Origin of the sequence: Pseudomonas sp. HN11, assembly GCF_021390155.1 — a bacterium.
Taxonomy (GTDB): Bacteria; Pseudomonadota; Gammaproteobacteria; order Pseudomonadales; family Pseudomonadaceae; genus Aquipseudomonas.
This window is the reverse complement of the sequence record NZ_CP089985.1, coordinates 5095248-5109048: the sequence shown is the minus strand read 5'-3', so window position 1 is coordinate 5109048 and position 13801 is coordinate 5095248. Positions and strand designations below refer to the sequence as shown.

The window sequence follows — 13801 nt, the reverse complement described above, 5'->3', positions numbered from 1 at the left end:
TCAGGGTTGTGCGCGGGAAGGCTCGGGATGGGAGCGAACACCGGTCAGACACGATAAAGCGGTGCCTGGACACGCTGGGTGCGGGTAGCACGCGGTCGGGCGCGGCTCTGGTAAGCCGCCCCGATTATAGGAAGGGGTTTGCGGATCCAACAAGGGGGTTAAACGGCCACCGGCATCCTGCTGGTATGCCAGATCAGCACCTTGCTCACGCGATTGTCCTCGGTCTCGAGGATTTCCAGGCGATAGCGGCCGATTTTCAGGCATACCGCGCAATCCGGGATGGTCTCCAGCGCTTCGGTGACCAGACCGTTGAGGGTCTTGGGTCCATCGCTGGGCAAGTGCCAGTTGAGGCTTTTGTTCAGCTCGCGGATCGAGGCGGCGCCATCGATGATGTAGCGACCGTCCGGCTGGGGTTCGATATGTGGGTTGTCGGCACTCTGCTCGCTTTCGAATTCGCCGACGATTTCTTCGAGAATGTCTTCCAGGGTCACGATACCCAGCACGTCGCCGTACTCATCCACCACCATCCCCAGGCGCCGCTGTTGCTTGTGAAAGTTCAGCAACTGCAGTTGCAGGGGAGTGCTTTCCGGAACGAAGTAGGGTTCGTGGCAGGCGGCGAGCAACGCTTCCTTGGTCAGGCTGGCGTCGGGCAGCAAGTGCTGGATCTGCCGGGTGTTGAGCACCGCCTGGACCTGGTTGATGTCGCTGTGGAACACCGGCAGGCGCGTACGCTGGGAGGTGCGCAGCTGTTCGATGATCTCTTCGATCGAGTCATCCAGGTTGATGCCGTCCACTTCGCTGCGCGGCACCAGGATGTCGTTGACGGTGATGTTGTCCAGGGCATGGATGCCCGGCATGCCTGGGGTGCGGCCTTCGTCGGACTCGGGTTCCGGCTCATCGTCATGGTCGGGCAGCGGTTCGTCGCTCTTTTTCACCACGCCGGATTTACGGGCGAACGGGCGCAGCAGCAACAGGCTGATGCCATTGAGCAGCCAGGCCAGCGGGTAGAGGATTTTCAGCGGCACGCCCAGCAGTGTATTGCCAAAGCCCAGCACGGCCTGCGGATGGCGGATGGCGAGGGTGCGGGGCAGGTAATCGGCCAGAATCAACAGTATCGCGCAGGAGATCATCCAGCCAAGCCAGGGGCCGTTCTGCGCCCAGGCATAGATAGCCAGCAGCGTGCAGAGGATCACCACGGCAGCGCGACACAAGCTGTTGCACAGGATCAGGCTATTGCGCGGGAAGCTCAGACGGGCGGCCGCCTTGTCGCCCTGGCGTGTGCCGGGGCGCAGGGCCAGCAGGTGTTGTTGCGCGGCTTCGATGGCGGTGAACAGTGCGGCCCATAAGACCAGCAGGGCGATTACCGCGAGCATCGGCTCCAGGGGCAAGTTGTCCATGATTGCTGCCCGTCAGATATGCAGGATGTATTCGCGGACCAGCTTGCTGCCGAAATAGGCCAGCATCAGCAGGCAGAAACCGGCCAGGGTCCAGCGAATCGCCTTGTGCCCGCGCCAGCCGAGGCGGTTGCGGCCCCACAGCAACACGCTGAACACCACCCAGGCCAGGCACGCCAGCAGGGTCTTGTGCACCAGGTGCTGGGCGAACAGGTTCTCGACGAACAGCCAGCCGGAGATCAGCGACAGCGACAGCAGCGTCCAGCCGGCCCATAGAAAGCCGAACAGCAGGCTTTCCATGGTTTGCAGCGGCGGGAAGTTCTTGATCAGCCCCGAGGGGTGCTTGTGCTTGAGCTGGTGGTCCTGCAGCAGCAGGAGCAGGGCCTGGAACACCGCGATGGTGAACATGCCGTAAGCCAGGATGGACAGCAGGATATGCGCGAGGATGCCCGGCTCTTCATCAATCACCTGCACCGTGCCGGTGGGGGCGAATTGCGCCAGCAGCACCGTCAGCATGCCCAGCGGGAACAGCAGTACCAGCAGGTTCTCGACGGGAATGCGGTAGCAGGCCAGCAGGGTCAATGCGATGACGGCGGCCGCGATCAGGCTGGCGGCGCTGAAAAAATCCAGGCCCAGACCGACAGGTGTCATCAAGTGGGTAAACAGGCTGGCAGCATGGGCCAGCAGGGCGAGGACACCAAGGCCTACAAGCAGACGTTTGTCCGCCTTGGCGCCTTGGGCCAGACGAGTGCCCTGGTAGAGAGTCGCAGCGGCATACAAAATGGCGGCGGCGAGGCTGGGTAGCAAACTGGGTGACAAAGGGAGCATAAATCCTGTTAGGCAAGCCCGAAAGGCGCTGAGTTTGGCATACCCCCGCGTAACACGAAAGACTCTCAGGCCAGACAGCGGGTGTGCATGGCGGCAGTCTTCGCTATAATCCGCGACCTGCCCACGCCGCAGGCTCGCCGAGCGCTGTTTTTAATAGCGATTTACCACAGCCTGGGCCGCCATTACCTCGGTCTATGAATAGGGCCTGAAAGGATCGCGCATGTTTGAAAATCTGACTGACCGTCTCTCGCAGACGCTGCGCCACGTAACCGGCAAGGCCAAGCTGACCGAGGACAATATTAAAGACACCCTGCGTGAAGTGCGCATGGCGTTGCTGGAAGCCGACGTGGCCTTGCCAGTGGTGAAGGACTTCGTCAACTCGGTCAAAGAGCGCGCGGTGGGCACCGAAGTGTCCCGCAGCCTGACCCCGGGCCAGGCGTTTGTGAAGATCGTCCAGGCCGAGCTCGAAAGCCTGATGGGCGCGGCCAATGAAGATTTGAACCTCAGCGCCGTGCCACCGGCCGTTGTGCTGATGGCCGGTCTGCAAGGTGCGGGTAAGACCACCACTGCCGGCAAGCTGGCGCGCTTCCTTAAAGAGCGCAAGAAGAAGTCCGTGATGGTGGTGTCGGCCGACGTCTACCGTCCGGCCGCTATCAAACAGCTGGAAATGCTTGCAGGCGAAGTAGGCGTGACCTTCTTCCCGTCCGACCTGAGCCAGAAGCCGGTCGACATCGCCAACGCGGCTATTAAAGAAGCCAAGCTGAAGTTCATCGACGTGGTCATCGTCGATACCGCCGGTCGCCTGCACATCGACGACGAAATGATGGGCGAGATCAAGGCGCTGCATGCCGCGATCAACCCGGTCGAGACGCTGTTCGTGGTCGACGCCATGACCGGCCAGGATGCGGCCAATACCGCCAAGGCCTTTGGTGACGCACTGCCGCTGACCGGCGTGATCCTGACCAAGGTCGACGGGGACGCCCGTGGCGGTGCCGCGCTGTCGGTACGTGCCATCACCGGCAAACCGATCAAGTTCATCGGTATGGGCGAGAAGAGCGAAGCGCTCGAGCCGTTCCACCCAGAGCGTATTGCCTCGCGCATCCTCGGCATGGGCGACGTGCTCAGCCTGATCGAGCAGGCCGAAGCCACGCTCGACAAGGACAAGGCCGACAAGCTTGCTAAAAAGCTGAAGAAGGGCAAGGGTTTCGATCTCGAAGACTTCCGCGACCAGCTGCAACAAATGAAGAACATGGGCGGCCTTGGCGGTCTGATGGACAAGCTGCCGAACATCGGCGGTGTGAACCTGGCGCAGATGGGCAATGCCCAGGGCGCGGCAGAGAAGCAGTTCAAGCAGATGGAAGCCATCATCAACTCCATGACCCCGGCCGAGCGCCGCGACCCTGAGCTGATCAGCGGTTCGCGCAAGCGCCGGATCGCCATGGGTTCCGGCACCCAGGTGCAGGATATCGGTCGCTTGATCAAGCAGCACAAGCAGATGCAGAAGATGATGAAGAAATTCTCCGCCAAGGGCGGAATGGCCAAGATGATGCGCGGCATGGGCGGTATGTTGCCCGGCGGCGGCATGCCGAAAATGTAAAGTATTCGAGCGGGAGCCCTGCTCCTGCTCCGACCCACAGGGACGTGGGATCTCCAGCAAACCCGTCGTTGGCGGGCGCTGACTTGCCGTTTTAACCGACGGCTCTATAGCAGATCTGAGTGGCACGCTGATAGGCGCCAGAAAAAGACATTTGCAAAAGTCCGGATATTCCTTAGAATATGCGGCCTTTCGGGCACCTATGCCCGCTGTGCATTTAGATTTGCAGCACCGACTACAGGAACGATGTTCACATGCTAACAATCCGTCTTGCCCTTGGCGGCTCCAAAAAGCGCCCGTTTTACCACTTGACCGTAACCGACAGCCGCAACCCGCGCGACGGTTCGCACAAGGAACAGGTTGGTTTCTTCAACCCTGTTGCTCGTGGTCAAGAAGTTCGTCTGTCCGTGAACCAAGAGCGCGTAGCCTACTGGCTGAGCGTGGGTGCACAGCCATCCGAGCGCGTTGCAAAACTGTTGAAGGACTCGGCTAAGGCCGCAGCCTGAGCAATATGAACGCGACGCCAGCTGTTGCTGATGATTTGATCGTTATCGGCAAGATTTACTCGGTTCATGGCGTTCGCGGCGAAGTGAAGGTGTATTCCTTTACTGATCCGACTGAAAACCTGTTGCAGTACAAAACCTGGACGCTCAAGCGCGAAGGGAGTGTGAAACAGGTCGAGCTGGTCAGTGGACGCGGGAGCGATAAGTTCCTGGTCGCAAAGCTCAAGGGTCTTGAAGATCGTGAAGAAGCTCGTCTTCTGGCTGGTTATGAGATCTGCGTGCCGCGAGACCTGTTCCCTGAATTGACCGACGGCGAGTACTACTGGTACCAGCTGGAAGGTCTGAAGGTTATTGATCAACTCGGACAATTGTTCGGGAAAATCGATCATCTTCTGGAAACCGGCGCCAATGATGTAATGGTGGTCAAGCCTTGCGCTGGCAGCCTGGATGATCGCGAACGCCTGTTGCCGTATACCGAGCAATGTGTGTTGGCCGTCGACCTGGCCGCAGGCGAAATGAAGGTGGAATGGGACGCGGACTTCTAAGCGTGGCTAATTTGCGCATTGAAGTGATCAGTTTGTTTCCCGAGATGTTTTCTGCCATCAGCGAGTACGGCATCACCAGTCGGGCGGTGAAACAGGGGCTATTGCAGCTTACCTGTTGGAACCCGCGAGACTACACGACGGATCGACATCACACTGTGGACGATCGCCCATTTGGCGGTGGCCCGGGCATGGTGATGAAGATCAAGCCCCTGGAAGACGCGTTGGCTCAGGCCAAGGTCGCCGCCGGGGAGAAGGCGAGGGTAATTTACCTGTCCCCTCAAGGCCGTCAGCTGAAACAGGCTGGGGTCCGCGAACTGGCGAATGAGGAAGCACTGATCCTGATTGCCGGTCGCTATGAAGGCATTGACGAGCGTTTTATTGAAGCTCATGTCGATGAAGAGTGGTCGATTGGGGACTATGTTCTGTCTGGCGGCGAGCTGCCGGCGATGGTCCTGATAGATGCGGTTACACGACTGCTGCCTGGAGCTTTAGGGCATGCGGACTCCGCGGAGGAAGACTCCTTCACGGATGGTTTGCTGGATTGCCCGCACTACACCCGACCGGAGGTGTATGCGGATCAGCGTGTTCCCGACGTATTGCTAAGTGGCAATCACGCACATATCCGGCGTTGGCGTTTACAGCAGTCCCTTGGTCGGACCTATGAACGACGCGCCGATCTTCTGGATAGCCGCTCGCTTTCTGGAGAAGAGAAGAAGCTGCTCGAGGAATACATCCTCGCGCGGGACGATAGTTAACAACGTATCGATGGTAGGTCCATTGACTTACCTTAGGAGCACAGCATGACTAACAAAATCATCCTTGCACTCGAAGCAGAGCAGATGACCAAAGAGATCCCTACCTTTGCCCCGGGCGACACCATTGTCGTTCAGGTGAAAGTGAAGGAAGGCGACCGTTCGCGTCTGCAAGCGTTCGAAGGCGTGGTAATCGCCAAGCGTAACCGTGGTGTGAACAGTGCTTTCACTGTTCGTAAAATCTCCAACGGTGTTGGCGTAGAGCGTACTTTCCAGACCTACAGCCCGCAGATCGACAGCATGGCTGTGAAACGTCGCGGTGACGTACGCAAAGCCAAGCTGTACTACCTGCGCGACCTGTCCGGTAAAGCAGCTCGCATCAAGGAAAAACTGGCTTAAGTCCAGCTTTTCGATGCAGAAAAAAGCAGCCTTCGGGCTGCTTTTTTGTGCCTGAAATTTGTCCTTTCCGGTATCGGTCCATGACCGCCCCGCTTGAAGAAATCCAGCGCCGTACCGACCTGTCGGTCGCCCACGTGACCAAAGCTGTATTTCAACACTCAGTCATTTAATACGAAAGCTTTTGTGACCGCATTTGGTCGTTGTATGAGTTGAAGATCGCGGTATCCGAGTGGCTGATGAACACACCGTCGTCATGCCGAGCCGCGCGTTTGTAGTCGGTGATTTCGGTCAGCAATTGCTCTTTGCTCAACAGTGTCTTCGCGAAATCAGAGTCTTGTTTGTTATAGCCTGGGCTGTTCTTGTCACGCTGCGCGACCTCTGTAAGTGAGTGCTTCGTAACAAATTGATTGCGGTGCCTCGAGTCAGCAAAGCGTTCGAAGTTGTTCTCCAAGTGTTTTATGAGCGCGCTGTCGCTGTAGTTCGTGTAGGGATTATCAGTCGACAAATGGGGGGCGGGCCCGGTTTTGAGCTGGGTGTCGTTAATGTACATAAGGTCTCCGAGGTCTTAGGGATTTGCCGTCGTTGAAGGGGAGTCTTGTAATTGGCTGTTACTATGTCGTACGAAGTCTCGAAGCAGTTCCACCGCAGCGCGGCGAAAGGCAGGTTTAAAAAACACCGTGCCCCAGCCCGCCCTTCTTGATTAAGCTCCTTCTTTCATTCGGCGAATTCGAACTGCCCATGCCCGCGATTGACCACCTTCTGATTGACCGTTTCCTGGATGCTCTCTGGCTGGAAAAGGGCCTGTCGGTTAACACACGCCAGGCCTATCGTAGCGACCTGGCCCTGTTCAATGGCTGGCTGCAGGAAAAGCGCCTCGAGCTCATCAGCGCCGGCCGTGAGTTGATCCTCGATCACCTGGCCTGGCGCCTTGAGCAAAACTATAAGCCGCGTTCAACTGCGAGATTTCTCTCCGGGGTGCGTGGCTTTTATCGCTATCTGCTGCGTGAAAAGCTGATAGCGGTCGACCCGACTCTACAAATCGACATGCCACAATTAGGTAGGCCTCTTCCCAAGTCTTTGTCAGAAAGTGACGTGGAGGCCTTGCTCGCCGCCCCTGACCTGAGCGAAGCCATCGGCCAGCGCGACCGCGCCATGCTGGAGGTCCTGTACGCCTGCGGCCTGCGGGTCACCGAGCTGATCAGCCTGACCCTGGAGCAAGTCAACCTGCGCCAGGGTGTGTTGCGGGTGATGGGCAAGGGCAGCAAGGAGCGGCTGGTGCCCATGGGCGAAGAGGCGATCGTATGGGTCGAGCGCTACATGCGTAATGCTCGCAGTGAATTGCTTGGCGGACGGCCCAGCGACGTACTGTTCCCGAGTTTGCGCGGCGAGCAGATGACCCGGCAGACCTTCTGGCATCGCATCAAGCACCAGGCCAAGGTCGCCGGGATCGGCAAGGCGCTGTCGCCGCACACACTGCGCCATGCATTTGCCACGCACTTGCTCAACCACGGTGCGGATTTGCGTGTGGTGCAGATGCTGCTCGGCCACAGCGACTTATCCACCACCCAGATCTACACCCACGTGGCGCGCGCGCGTTTGCAGGATATGCACGCCAAGCACCACCCGCGAGGCTGAAAACCGCCAATTTATCCCGCCACGGGCTGCCCTGCGGCCCAACTGTGGTAGGCTTTGCCGGTTAGCAAAGGGGACGGCCCATGCCCGAGTTTCCACATCGGTGCTACTGCACCCGTCCCTGCATCTGCCTTCAGGAGTTCCCATGCGCTTGACCCAGATTATTGCCGCCGCAGCCATTGCGTTGGTTTCTACCTTTGCCTTCGCCGATGACGCTGCCGAGCAGACCATCCGCAAGAGCCTGGCCAACCTGCAACTCGATACCCCAATCGAAAGCATCAGCGCCAGCCCGATGGCCGGCCTGTATGAAGTCAAGCTCAAAGGCAGCCGCGTGCTGTATGCCAGTGCTGACGGCCAGTACATCGTCCAGGGCTACCTGTTCCAGCTGAAGGACGGCAAGCCGGTCAACCTGACCGAGAAAGCCGAGCGCCTGGGCGTGTCCAAGCTCATCAACGGTATTCCGGTAGCGGAAACCGTGGTTTACCCGGCCATCGGCGAGACCAAGACCCACATCACCGTGTTCACCGACACCACCTGCCCGTACTGCCACAAGTTGCACGCCGAAGTGCCGGCGCTGAACAAGCTGGGCGTGGAAGTGCGCTACGTTGCGTTCCCGCGCCAGGGCCTGGGTTCGCCGGGTGACGAGCAGCTGCAAGCGGTGTGGTGCTCGGCCGACAAGAAAGCCGCCATGGACAAGATGGTCGACGGCAAGGAAATCAAGGCGGCCAAATGTGCCAATCCGGTTTCCAAGCAATTCGCCCTGGGCCAGTCGATTGGCGTGAACGGTACACCGGCCATCGTTTTGGCTGACGGCCAAGTGATTCCGGGCTACCAGCCGGCGCCACAAGTTGCCAAACTGGCGCTGAGTGCCAAGTAAACCAGCATCGTCGAACCTTTGACGATCATGACCCGTGGACAAGTCGACGGGCCATTAATTGAAAGCCGCAGTTGTGCGGCTGTTTTCCACGGCCGACCTAGCGTCGGCCGTTTCATGGGGAGTTCTTCAGTGAAACCGGTCAAAGTAGGCATCTGTGGGTTAGGGACCGTCGGTGGCGGTACCTTTAACGTACTTCAGCGTAACGCTGAGGAAATTTCCCGCCGCGCAGGCCGCGGGATTGAAGTGGCGCAAATTGCCACGCGTTCGCCAAAGCCTCAGTTCGAAACGACCGGTATTGCGATTACCAACGATGTCTTTGCGGTTGCCACCAACCCTGAGATCGATATCGTCATCGAGCTGGTCGGCGGCTACACCGTGGCCCGTGAGCTGGTGCTCAAGGCTATCGAGAATGGCAAGCACGTGGTCACTGCCAACAAGGCGCTGATCGCCGTGCACGGCAACGAGATCTTCGCCAAGGCGCGCGAGAAGGGCGTGATCGTGGCGTTCGAAGCCGCCGTGGCCGGTGGCATCCCGGTGATCAAGGCGATCCGTGAAGGCCTGTCCGCCAACCGCATCAACTGGGTGGCCGGCATCATCAACGGCACCGGTAACTTCATCCTCACCGAAATGCGCGAGAAGGGCCGTACCTTCGAAGACGTGCTGGCCGAAGCCCAGGCCCTGGGTTACGCCGAAGCCGACCCGACCTTCGACGTGGAAGGCATCGACGCCGCGCACAAGCTGACCATCCTGGCCTCCATCGCCTTTGGTATCCCGCTGCAGTTCGACAAGGCCTACACCGAAGGCATCACCAAGCTGACCACCGCCGACGTGAACTACGCCGAAGCCCTGGGCTACCGCATCAAGCACCTGGGCGTAGCGCGTAGCACACCGGCCGGTATCGAGCTGCGTGTGCACCCGACGCTGATCCCGGCCGACCGCCTGATCGCCAACGTCAATGGCGTGATGAACGCCGTGATGGTCAATGGTGATGCGGCGGGTTCAACCTTGTTCTACGGTGCCGGCGCCGGCATGGAGCCGACCGCTTCGTCGGTGATCGCCGACCTGGTGGACGTGGTTCGCGCCATGACCAGCGACCCGGAAAACCGCGTGCCGCACCTGGCCTTCCAGCCGGATTCGCTGTCGGCGCACCCGATTCTGCCGATCGAAGCCTGCGAAAGTGCCTACTACCTGCGCATCCAGGCTCAGGACCACCCGGGCGTGTTGGCTCAGGTTGCCAGCATCCTCTCGGAGCGCGGTATCAACATCGAGTCGATCATGCAGAAGGAAGTCGAGGAGCAAAACGGCCAGGTGCCGATGATCCTGCTGACTCATCGCGTGCTTGAACAGCATATCAATGATGCCATCCAGGCGCTGGAAGCTCTCCAGGGTGTGGTTGGGCCGGTAGTCCGGATTCGCGTCGAACACCTGAATTAATTCAGCTGCAAGCGTAAAGCTGCAAGCTTCAAGTAGAAGCAGATCCGCTTTAACTTGAAGCTTGTCACTTGAAGCTTGAAGCCCAAACCGAAGGTTTGCCCCTATGCGCTATATCAGCACCCGCGGCCAGGCACCGGCCCTGAATTTCGAAGACGTCCTGCTGGCAGGCCTTGCCACTGACGGTGGCCTGTACGTGCCGGAAAACCTGCCAAGCTTCACCCAGGAGGAAATCGCTTCCTGGGCCGGCCTGCCGTACCACGAACTGGCGTTTCGCGTGATGCGCCCGTTCGTCACCGGCAGCATTCCGGATGCGGATTTCAAAAAGATTCTGGAAGAGACGTATGGCGTGTTTTCCCACAATGCCATCGCGCCACTGCGCCAACTGAACGGCAACGAATGGGTGCTGGAGTTGTTCCACGGCCCGACCCTGGCGTTCAAGGATTTCGCCCTGCAACTGCTGGGTCGCCTGCTCGACTACGTGCTGGAGAAGCGCGGCGAGCGCGTGGTGATCATTGGCGCCACCTCCGGTGATACCGGCTCTGCGGCCATCGAAGGGTGCAAGCACTGCGAAAACGTCGACATCTTTATCCTGCACCCGCACAAGCGCGTGTCGGAAGTACAACGTCGCCAGATGACCACCATCTTTGGTGAGAACATCCACAACCTCGCCATCGAAGGCAACTTCGATGACTGCCAGGAAATGGTCAAGAACAGCTTCGCTGACCAGAGTTTCCTGAAAGGCACGCGCCTGGTGGCGGTGAACTCGATCAACTGGGCGCGGATCATGGCCCAGATCGTTTATTACTTCCACGCCTCTCTGCAGCTGGGCGGTCCAGCGCGTTCGGTGTCGTTCTCGGTGCCGACCGGCAACTTCGGCGACATCTTCGCCGGTTACCTGGCGCGCAACATGGGCCTGCCGATCAACCAGTTGATCGTTGCCACCAACCGCAACGACATCCTGCACCGCTTCATGAGCGGCAACCAGTACGTCAAGGAAACCCTGCACGCGACCTTGTCGCCGTCCATGGATATCATGGTCTCGTCGAACTTCGAACGTCTGCTGTTCGACATGCACGGTCGCAACGGTGCCGCAATTGCCGGCCTCATGGATACCTTCAAGAGCGGTGGCGGTTTCAGCGTGGATGAAGAGCGCTGGACCGAAACCCGCAAGCTGTTCGATTCCCTGGCCGTGGACGATGCGCAGACTTGCGAAACCATCGCTGAAGTCTACGCCCAGACCGGTGAGCTGCTCGATCCGCACACCGCCATCGGTGTGAAGGCCGCCCGCGAATGCCGTCGCAGCCTGGACACCCCGATGGTGATCCTGGGCACCGCCCACCCGGTCAAGTTCCCGGAAGCAGTGGAGAAGGCTGGCGTTGGCAAGGCGCTGGAGTTGCCGGTGCACCTGGCTGACCTGTTCGAGCGTGAAGAGCGTTGCACGGTGTTGGCCAACGACCTGAAGTCGATGCAGGCGTTTGTGAGCCAGCATGGCAATCGGGGCAAGCCGTTGTAAGGCGAACCGCGTAGACAAAAACGTCGCTTTCCCTTCCCTGGGGCAGCGGCGTTTTTCGTTTCTGGCAGGCCCCGCTTGGTATGCGCGGCTACGTGAGTAGTTTCTGCACGATGGCCAAGACAGTGCTGAACGCCGTAAACATGGCCATGACGACACCCAATGGATACCAGAAATTCTCACGGGTTATCTTGTGGGTCTCGGCAGTGAGTTTGCGTTGCTCCGCATAAATGCGTGATATGTCGGCGTGAATCTTCTCTAGCGCAGCTTGCTCTTTGTCGTGTTCCAGCATCGTCTTTATCCTTCGCAGTAAGGGCCTTCTGACATGCGCTTTTATCTGCTTAGCAGCGTCACCAGCGCTCACCGAGTATAGGATCCACCTCTGATCTGACCCTTGGGAAAACCCCAAAACGACCCACCATTGCGTAAGCAGTTATGTGCCGTCGTTTTTAGGTTGTCATGTTGCAAGCGCATGCTGGAATCCGTCACCCCCTGACGGCCCCATAAAGACGATAAAGCGAACTTTCCTACGTCACAAACAGTCACTTAGGATAGATGCAGTTCCCGTTGAAACGATTGTTCCCGAACTATTGAGTGGTGATCGAGATGGAAAGTATCAGCCTATTGCTCGAAGAAGCACTGAGCCCTTATCAGGTTACGCTGACCACCTCTGGTGTGCAGGACGAGTGCCTGGTAACCGTGAAGAATCCTGCTGGCGCCATCGTGGTCGAGCGTGAAGTCGACCGTGCCCAATTGATGGACAAGCGAGTGCTGGTGGATGTGGTGGATTGTCTGCTGCGCGACATTAAAATTGCCGAAGGACGTCTGGAGCCCTCAGTCATCGCAGCCTTGCGCAGCGCAGCCCAGACCCGCGGCATTGCCGTCGCGTGAAGAATTATTTAAGCGTGGAAACTTCCTACACTGTGGCCAGTCAGAGTTTGTAACAGCAAGAGCAAACATTGTGCTCCGGTGTTTGTGGCTTGTTGTACTGGTCATTGTAAGGCCACGTTTAACCCTGAAGTGTTTCCCCACGCTTCGGGGTTTCTTTTTGCCCGCGATTCGTCATCGCGATCAAATTGCGCCCTCCTTGCGCAGGCGAGCGATCGCTGTTGCGTCGTACCCCAGCGCAGTGAGCACGACCGCATTATGCTCACCCAATTGCGGCCCGACCCATTCACAGCTGCCCGGCGTGTCCGACAACTTGGGCACGATGCCCGGCATCTTGAAGTCCTTGCCGCCGGGAAGCTGGGCTTTGAGGAACATCTCCCTGGCGAGGAATTGCGGATCGCCGAGCATGTCTTCGGCGCTGTAGATACGGCTGGCAGGCACTTCGGCTTTATTCAGGATCTCTACCACCTGATCCAGCGGCAGTGAATTCACCCAACGATCAATTACCCCGTACAACTCATCACGGCGGCTATCACGCCCGTCATTGCTGGCCAGTGCAGGATCGTTGGCCAAATCCTCGCGACCAATGGCCGACATGAAACGCTTGAAGATCGCATCACCGTTGGCGCCAATCTGCACATGCTTGCCGTCGGCGCTGGTGTGGATGGAGGAAGGGGTGATGCCGGGCATGATGTTGCCGGTGCGCTCGCGAATAAAGCCGAACACATCGAACTCCGGGATCATGCTTTCCATCATGGCAAAGATGGCCTCATACAACGCCACATCCACCACTTGGCCCAGACCTCCGTTGACTTCGCGATGACGCAGCGCCATCAACGCGCCGATCACCGCCCACAACGCGGCAATCGAGTCACCGATGGAAATGCCGGTGCGTACCGGCGGGCGGTCTTCAAAGCCGGTGATGTAGCGCAGGCCGCCCATGGATTCGCCGACGGCGCCAAACCCTGGCTGGTCTTTCATCGGCCCGGTCTGGCCAAAACCAGAGAGGCGCACCATCACCAGCTTGGGGTTGAGGGTGTGCAGGGTTTCCCAGCTCAGGCCGAGTTTTTCCAGCACGCCGGGGCGGAAGTTCTCGATCAAGATATCGGCGTCGGCCAGCAACTGCTTGAGGATGGCCAGGCCATCCGGGTGCTTGAGGTTCAGCGTCAGCGACTGTTTGTTGCGCGCCTGCACGAACCACCACAGCGACGTGCCCTCGTACAACTTGCGCCATTTGCGCAGAGGATCGCCGCCGTCAGGTGATTCGACCTTGATCACTTCGGCGCCGAATTCCGCGCAGATACGTGAGGCGAACGGACCGGCGATCAGGGTGCCGAGTTCGATGACTTTCAGTCCGGCAAGCGGTTTGGCGTTGAACGACATGAGGATCCTTGTCTGCGCAGGGCGTTGGTGTGATGCCTTTTAACACAGGCCGGTAGCCCAGA

The 13801-nt window shown here is 58.9% G+C and carries 15 protein-coding genes; 10 read left to right on the top strand and 5 right to left on the bottom strand.

Features of this window, described 5'->3' with window-relative positions; genetic code table 11:
- Positions 1-158: 158 nt before the first annotated feature.
- Together LVW35_RS23375 and LVW35_RS23370 are read right to left on the bottom strand one after the other, a co-directional pair.
- On the bottom strand, positions 159-1397 hold the full coding sequence (locus LVW35_RS23375) for a transporter associated domain-containing protein (protein ID WP_233892226.1): 1239 nt from the start codon (positions 1395-1397) through the stop codon (positions 159-161).
- Between the two features lie 12 nt (positions 1398-1409).
- Positions 1410-2222, bottom strand: a complete 813-nt coding sequence (locus tag LVW35_RS23370; protein WP_043046858.1) for a cytochrome C assembly family protein — start codon at positions 2220-2222, stop codon at positions 1410-1412.
- 220 nt (positions 2223-2442) lie between these two features.
- On the opposite strand from LVW35_RS23370, the gene ffh reads away from it, so the two are divergent.
- From ffh to rplS, 5 genes are all read left to right on the top strand, one after another.
- A complete protein-coding gene (gene ffh / locus LVW35_RS23365) occupies positions 2443-3819 on the top strand; it encodes a signal recognition particle protein (RefSeq protein ID WP_233892225.1) in 1377 nt (458 codons plus the stop codon).
- A gap of 251 nt (positions 3820-4070) precedes the next feature.
- Positions 4071-4322 (top strand): 30S ribosomal protein S16, encoded by a 252-nt coding sequence (rpsP, locus tag LVW35_RS23360; RefSeq protein WP_003175899.1) that lies wholly within the window; start codon positions 4071-4073, stop codon positions 4320-4322.
- Positions 4323-4327: 5 nt separating this feature from the next.
- Positions 4328-4864 carry a ribosome maturation factor RimM gene (gene rimM, locus LVW35_RS23355; protein ID WP_233892224.1) on the top strand — a complete coding sequence of 179 codons (537 nt, stop codon included), beginning with the start codon at positions 4328-4330 and terminating at the stop codon, positions 4862-4864.
- Complete coding sequence (gene trmD, locus LVW35_RS23350; RefSeq protein ID WP_233892223.1) at positions 4846-5619, top strand: tRNA (guanosine(37)-N1)-methyltransferase TrmD; 774 nt, start codon at positions 4846-4848, stop codon at positions 5617-5619. The genes rimM and trmD overlap by 19 nt, the downstream gene beginning before the upstream one ends.
- 45 nt (positions 5620-5664) lie before the next feature.
- Entirely contained in the window at positions 5665-6015 is a 351-nt protein-coding gene (gene rplS / locus LVW35_RS23345) for a 50S ribosomal protein L19 (RefSeq protein WP_003175895.1), read from the top strand.
- Between the two features lie 166 nt (positions 6016-6181).
- Here the strand turns inward: rplS and LVW35_RS23340 are convergent, their stop codons facing one another.
- Entirely contained in the window at positions 6182-6565 is a 384-nt protein-coding gene (locus LVW35_RS23340) for a hypothetical protein (protein ID WP_233892222.1), read from the bottom strand.
- A 188-nt stretch (positions 6566-6753) separates the two neighbouring features.
- On the opposite strand from LVW35_RS23340, the gene xerD reads away from it, so the two are divergent.
- The 4 genes from xerD to thrC all read left to right on the top strand — a co-directional run bounded on the left by xerD (position 6754) and on the right by thrC (position 11471).
- On the top strand, positions 6754-7650 hold the full coding sequence (gene xerD / locus LVW35_RS23335) for a site-specific tyrosine recombinase XerD (RefSeq protein ID WP_233892221.1): 897 nt from the start codon (positions 6754-6756) through the stop codon (positions 7648-7650).
- Between the two features lie 142 nt (positions 7651-7792).
- The gene (locus LVW35_RS23330; protein ID WP_010207987.1) at positions 7793-8524 is read left to right on the top strand and encodes a thioredoxin fold domain-containing protein; all 732 of its coding nucleotides are present in this window, start codon (positions 7793-7795) and stop codon (positions 8522-8524) included.
- A 129-nt stretch (positions 8525-8653) separates the two neighbouring features.
- Positions 8654-9958 (top strand): homoserine dehydrogenase, encoded by a 1305-nt coding sequence (locus LVW35_RS23325; protein ID WP_033898582.1) that lies wholly within the window; start codon positions 8654-8656, stop codon positions 9956-9958.
- Between the two features lie 103 nt (positions 9959-10061).
- Positions 10062-11471: a threonine synthase gene (gene thrC, locus LVW35_RS23320; RefSeq protein WP_233892220.1), complete on the top strand. Its 1410-nt coding sequence runs from the start codon at positions 10062-10064 to the stop codon at positions 11469-11471.
- An 88-nt stretch (positions 11472-11559) separates the two neighbouring features.
- Here the strand turns inward: thrC and LVW35_RS23315 are convergent, their stop codons facing one another.
- Complete coding sequence (locus LVW35_RS23315; protein WP_043205840.1) at positions 11560-11760, bottom strand: hypothetical protein; 201 nt, start codon at positions 11758-11760, stop codon at positions 11560-11562.
- A gap of 314 nt (positions 11761-12074) precedes the next feature.
- Here LVW35_RS23315 and LVW35_RS23310 point away from each other — a divergent pair, with 314 nt between their 5' ends.
- Positions 12075-12359: a DUF3509 domain-containing protein gene (locus LVW35_RS23310; protein WP_233892219.1), complete on the top strand. Its 285-nt coding sequence runs from the start codon at positions 12075-12077 to the stop codon at positions 12357-12359.
- Between the two features lie 180 nt (positions 12360-12539).
- On the opposite strand, the gene LVW35_RS23305 is transcribed toward LVW35_RS23310, so the two are convergent.
- Positions 12540-13739: a CaiB/BaiF CoA transferase family protein gene (locus LVW35_RS23305; RefSeq protein ID WP_233892218.1), complete on the bottom strand. Its 1200-nt coding sequence runs from the start codon at positions 13737-13739 to the stop codon at positions 12540-12542.
- Positions 13740-13801: the final 62 nt, after the last annotated feature.

What these genes read in the sequence shown, in the direction of transcription:
- LVW35_RS23375 (WP_233892226.1), bottom strand. Translation starts at nt 1,397, where the DNA reads ATGGACAACTTGCCCCTGGAGCCGATGCTCGCGGTAATCGCCCTGCTG.
- LVW35_RS23370 (WP_043046858.1), bottom strand. Translation starts at nt 2,222, where the DNA reads ATGCTCCCTTTGTCACCCAGTTTGCTACCCAGCCTCGCCGCCGCCATT.
- ffh (WP_233892225.1), top strand. Translation starts at nt 2,443, where the DNA reads ATGTTTGAAAATCTGACTGACCGTCTCTCGCAGACGCTGCGCCACGTA.
- rpsP (WP_003175899.1), top strand. Translation starts at nt 4,071, where the DNA reads ATGCTAACAATCCGTCTTGCCCTTGGCGGCTCCAAAAAGCGCCCGTTT.
- rimM (WP_233892224.1), top strand. Translation starts at nt 4,328, where the DNA reads ATGAACGCGACGCCAGCTGTTGCTGATGATTTGATCGTTATCGGCAAG.
- trmD (WP_233892223.1), top strand. Translation starts at nt 4,846, where the DNA reads ATGGGACGCGGACTTCTAAGCGTGGCTAATTTGCGCATTGAAGTGATC.
- rplS (WP_003175895.1), top strand. Translation starts at nt 5,665, where the DNA reads ATGACTAACAAAATCATCCTTGCACTCGAAGCAGAGCAGATGACCAAA.
- LVW35_RS23340 (WP_233892222.1), bottom strand. Translation starts at nt 6,565, where the DNA reads ATGTACATTAACGACACCCAGCTCAAAACCGGGCCCGCCCCCCATTTG.
- xerD (WP_233892221.1), top strand. Translation starts at nt 6,754, where the DNA reads ATGCCCGCGATTGACCACCTTCTGATTGACCGTTTCCTGGATGCTCTC.
- LVW35_RS23330 (WP_010207987.1), top strand. Translation starts at nt 7,793, where the DNA reads ATGCGCTTGACCCAGATTATTGCCGCCGCAGCCATTGCGTTGGTTTCT.
- thrC (WP_233892220.1), top strand. Translation starts at nt 10,062, where the DNA reads ATGCGCTATATCAGCACCCGCGGCCAGGCACCGGCCCTGAATTTCGAA.
- LVW35_RS23315 (WP_043205840.1), bottom strand. Translation starts at nt 11,760, where the DNA reads ATGCTGGAACACGACAAAGAGCAAGCTGCGCTAGAGAAGATTCACGCC.
- LVW35_RS23310 (WP_233892219.1), top strand. Translation starts at nt 12,075, where the DNA reads ATGGAAAGTATCAGCCTATTGCTCGAAGAAGCACTGAGCCCTTATCAG.
- LVW35_RS23305 (WP_233892218.1), bottom strand. Translation starts at nt 13,739, where the DNA reads ATGTCGTTCAACGCCAAACCGCTTGCCGGACTGAAAGTCATCGAACTC.